Consider the following 878-nt stretch of genomic DNA (forward strand, 5'->3'; position numbering starts at 1 on the left):
CATTCCGAACCAGCGTATCTTCGTCAACGAAGCGGGCCATGTCTCCCTAGTACCAGGAAATGATTCCGTTGTTTGGCTAAACTTTGGGCAAGAGGGCCGTGCGGCCCAGTACCTACAGACTAAGATAGACAAGGGCCTCCCAGGCGCAGAACTCAAGTCGTTCGAGGTAAATTCACAGTTTGTCGACCGGATACGCTCGGATGCGGTCCCTGAAAGGTTCGCACGCCAGTATCCGGACAAGCCGATTATTAGCCGGGACCCCTACCCAGACCAGTTCGGGGTACCCAAGGCATACTTCAATGACCTAATGCAATCGATTAAGCAAGGAAGCGGACGCAATGGACGCTAGAACGGAAAAGGAACGCCTTCAGGCGAACAATGAACTCGCCTCAATGCCGGCGAACCCGTGGGAGTTCGAGATTGACTTAGGGTCGCATCCCGATGCGACCTTGGAGAAAATCTTGGCCGTATTGCGGATAATTGCTGCGCACTCTGCGGATGAGTGGCCGTCTGATGATGAGTGGAAGGGAGCGCTTCCGGTGTGGTTGCTTTCGAGCCTACCTGAGCTGACGAAAGAGGAAACTGATAGGCTTCTGGCTACGACACCCCGTGACCGGTGGGACTCTTTGCCATGGGAGTTCGGGTCGTGGCTAGATGCTGTCCGTGACAGAGGCTGGCTATGGTGGGGACATCGACGCGAAGGAAGTCGGGCGAAAGTTGTGGTCCATATTGCCATGCTGCCTGAGCGCATTGACGCCTTTAAAGAGTTGTTGCGTGTAGCTGGTGCGACAGTGCTTACCGAGAAATACGCAGCTCTCTAGCATCGACGCAAGTGATTCTGACGCCCGCCTTGCACGGGCGTTGCCGTTCCTGGCCTC

General features: G+C 55.6%; 2 protein-coding genes. One reads left to right on the forward strand and one right to left on the reverse strand.

All coding sequences use genetic code 11. The annotated features are described in order from the left end of the window. Positions 1-349: hypothetical protein (locus K206_RS44580; protein ID WP_231401746.1), on the forward strand; the 349-nt coding region annotated here is incomplete at its 5' end. Positions 350-677: 328 nt separating this feature from the next. Here the strand turns inward: K206_RS44580 and K206_RS44585 are convergent. Then, a partial coding sequence (locus tag K206_RS44585) for a hypothetical protein (protein WP_231401747.1) occupies positions 678-878 on the reverse strand: 201 nt, incomplete at its 5' end.

Origin of the sequence: Cupriavidus sp. WS (assembly GCF_000395345.1) — a bacterium.
GTDB lineage: Bacteria > Pseudomonadota > Gammaproteobacteria > Burkholderiales > Burkholderiaceae > Cupriavidus > Cupriavidus basilensis_B.